This is a genomic window from Dolichospermum circinale AWQC310F (genome assembly GCF_000426925.1).
GTDB classification, from domain to species: Bacteria; Cyanobacteriota; Cyanobacteriia; order Cyanobacteriales; family Nostocaceae; genus Dolichospermum; species Dolichospermum circinale.
The window spans coordinates 1-3287 of the sequence record NZ_APIZ01000346.1 but is presented as its reverse complement, the minus strand read 5'-3'; the positions used below and the strand labels follow the sequence as shown (position 1 = coordinate 3287).

General features: G+C 41.3%; 2 protein-coding genes and 1 pseudogene. All 3 read right to left on the bottom strand.

Annotated features, from left to right (window positions below):
• Window positions 1-217: pseudogene (locus ACIR310F_RS25045) on the bottom strand (hypothetical protein); the annotation flags it as partial.
• A 50-nt stretch (window positions 218-267) separates the two neighbouring features.
• A complete protein-coding gene (locus ACIR310F_RS0100295; protein WP_028082102.1) occupies window positions 268-2517 on the bottom strand; it encodes an IMS domain-containing protein in 2250 nt (749 codons plus the stop codon).
• 252 nt (window positions 2518-2769) lie between these two features.
• A complete protein-coding gene (locus ACIR310F_RS0100290; RefSeq protein WP_028082101.1) occupies window positions 2770-3078 on the bottom strand; it encodes a DUF3067 family protein in 309 nt (102 codons plus the stop codon).
• Window positions 3079-3287 lie beyond the last annotated feature (209 nt).

The window sequence follows — 3287 nt, the reverse complement described above, 5'->3', positions numbered from 1 at the left end:
GGAACAGGGAACAGGGAACAGGGAACAGGGAACAGGGAACAGGGAACAGGGAACAGGGAACAGGTGACAACGGACAACTAACAACTAACCACTGACAACTGACAACTAACCACTGACTACTGACAACTAACCACTGACTACTGACAACTAACCACTGACAACTAACCACTAACCACTGACAACTAACCACTGACAACTGACAACTGACCAATGACAACTGACAACTGACAACTGACCACTAACCACTGACCACTGACCACTAACTAATTACGAAAACGTCTGAATTACTGACATTCGCTGAATTAGCCATTTACCTTCTTTGCGAACTAACTCATAGCGAACACGCAAGTTTTCATGAGAAGACTTTTTTTGTCGGCTATTTTCATAGAACTGGGTAACTTCTTGTACCGTAGCGTCTACAGATACATAATTTTTATCCGTGCCTTTTTTAGAGACAGATTCCACTTTTACATCATGTTTATATTGCCGATAGCGTTTATCTTCTTGTTCTTGCCGGGCTAATGAACGCCATTGCGATAAAACCTGACCGGTTAAAATTTTGTTTAAACCATCAATGTCATGATTTTCCCCTAAAGCTGCAGCTTTGGCAGATAACCAAGTTTCAATTACTTCCTTTGCGGTCTTATTTGTTAGTTCTTCGTCCCTTGGTTCAGGTTGGCCGTTGGGGTCAGGAATGGTTATCGGTGGTTGATTTAGTTCTATTGCTAACTGTTCTCCCTGTAATGACGGGTTGGAAAAGAAGATATTTTTGACCAATTCCACAGTTGTTGATACTAACAACGAAAAAACTACTACTCCTCCTAATGAGAAGAACACCATCCAAACTAAGCGTGTTTTCGGATCTAGGCTACTGAGGAAATTAGTTTGAGACTGTAAAAAACGTTGTGGAATGTTATTGGTGCTGGGTTTGCGTCGTCTGCGCCTTGGGTGCTGGTGGTTTGTAGCTGGTTTAGAAGTGTGATTACCTGGATGTGATTTGCTGCTGGAGGTGGCCGCTGTTGGTGTTACGGGTATTTGTGATCCTCGGTTAGCTACACTTCCATTGGTTGCAGTATGATTCCATCTCGTCATGGAAATCCGGCTAGGTTCAGGTTCGGGTCGGTGGTGTGTTTCTCCGGTTTCACGAGCATGGTGACGGAAATGATTAGTATCTGGCTGGGGAAAGGATTGAGGATTGATCACTGCCCGTTCAGTTGTTTGGGCATCTGTAGGCAATGATTCTAAATAAGCCTGTACTTGTCTATCTGCAAAATAATCTTTTAAAGCGGCTTTCTGTTTTCCTAAATCACGAAAATGGGGAAATACTTCCTGTTGTAACCATTTTTCAGTGTATAAACACAGTCCCGGTAACAGGTCGGGTGAGTCTTGGGATTTTTCTCGAATAAACGCTAAAGCTTCATATTCTTGACTTAGTTCTAAAACACGGGTGGCTTCTTCGGTTTGTCCCATCAGCAAAGCACAAAGAGATTGTTCTAAATGTACATCTTGGCGTTTTGCTAATTGCATTAACATTTGCTTGGCTTGGCGAATTAAAGCTGGTTGTCGTTGGGCAAAACCTCTGGCGATTAATGAGTATACTGCTAAATATGTAGCAACGGCTGAAGGACGTTTACTTTCTAATTCAAAGAGTTTATGCTGTTCTGATACTGTTAAAAAATGCCGAATTTGCTGGATAAATCGCAAAAAATCATCTATATTCAAACCTGATTGATCATTGCCACTGCCATCAATGCCGCCACGATCTTCTAAAATAGTTTGTAATAATTCTAGTCCTTGTTGGCGTTTAGCGACCTGTTCTTTTGGCAGTGCTAATAGTTCTAAAATTCGGTAAGGACGGAGTTTGTAAAGATCAGCCGTCATTTCGGCGCGAACTGTGGGAAATAATCCTTCCCTGGCCAATAATTCTTCACCTGTTTCTAAAGAAACTGCCGCATTTTCATAATTACCTTGTTGCCATTCTTCCCGTCCTAGCTCTAAACAAGCTAAAGACACAGTGAGGATAATATCTGGTAAGTCTGGGTTTTCGGGAATTTCGGCTTGAGTGAGACGATTACCTGTTTTAACACCAATTTTACCATGTTTATTGACTAAATGCGGACGACCAAGTTTTAATACCAACTCATATTCTCCTAGTTCTTGGAGAATTAACAAAGAACCAACAAATCGGTCTGGGCTGATTTCGATGCTGAGAGTTGAAGGATGAAGATGTTGGGAGTTAGTCTCTGTGGGAGATAGGGGTAATGGCGCTTGATCAGCAGTTGTGTTATCAGTATAGATATGAGATAGATAAAGCTCATCGTAGGACTTGCGTTTTTTAGCATCTAATAAAACCATATAAGCTTCTGAAATTAAGTCTTTGCGAGAAGATATAGCCGTAGTTGAATACTCCCGTCGCGGTAGTTGGACAATGCGATCGCTGTATGCCTGGCGCAATTGTTCCTCAGTTGCCGCTAACGGTAATCCCAAAATTCTGTAGTAATCGAGCGGAATTCGCACAGCTTACGTCCCCTGCACTGTGTTCTCGTAGCATCTCGTAAAAATTAACATAATTCGCCTAGAGCATACTAGGCTGTCAAAACCGTCTCATAATCATAGCTTTATTAATACCGTGTTGATCTAGCACTATAGGTGTAGATAGTAACAGATATCTTATTTTCTGCCCGATAATTTTATTTATATCTTAAATCGGAAATTTTTGACTCATAGTGATATTTTATTGTATTGGCCTAACCCACTATACCCTAATTTTTAGACCATCCATTCGGAGGCACGTTCACCCAAATCAAGAGGAATGCTAACTGCTTTACCGAGACGGGGACGCTCTTTAGTATCGGTAATAAAAGTTTCTACTTGTTGTGTTCCTCCTAAAGCATGGAGATAATTAGCAATGCTGTCAAGATGATCTTGGTAATCGCTTTCGCTCAAGGGGAAAGAAGCTTGGCCTTGGTACTTCCACATGATTTGTAAGAAGATTTTACCCTGGGTGCGGCGAAATTGGACATCATAGGGCTGTCCCCATTTATTAATCAACAGTTGGCGTAATTCTTTTCCAGTCATAGTAATTTTGGATTTTGGATTTTGGATTTTGGATTTTGAATTTTGGATTTTGAATTTTGGATTTTGGATTTTGGATTTTGGATTTTGGATTTTAGATTTTGGATTGGGGAGTATGAGAAAAAATCATCTTCCCCTCTCCTCCTCTTTCCTGTTCCCTGTTCCCTGTTCCCTGTTCCCTGTTCCCTGTTCCCTGTTCCCTGTTCCCTGTT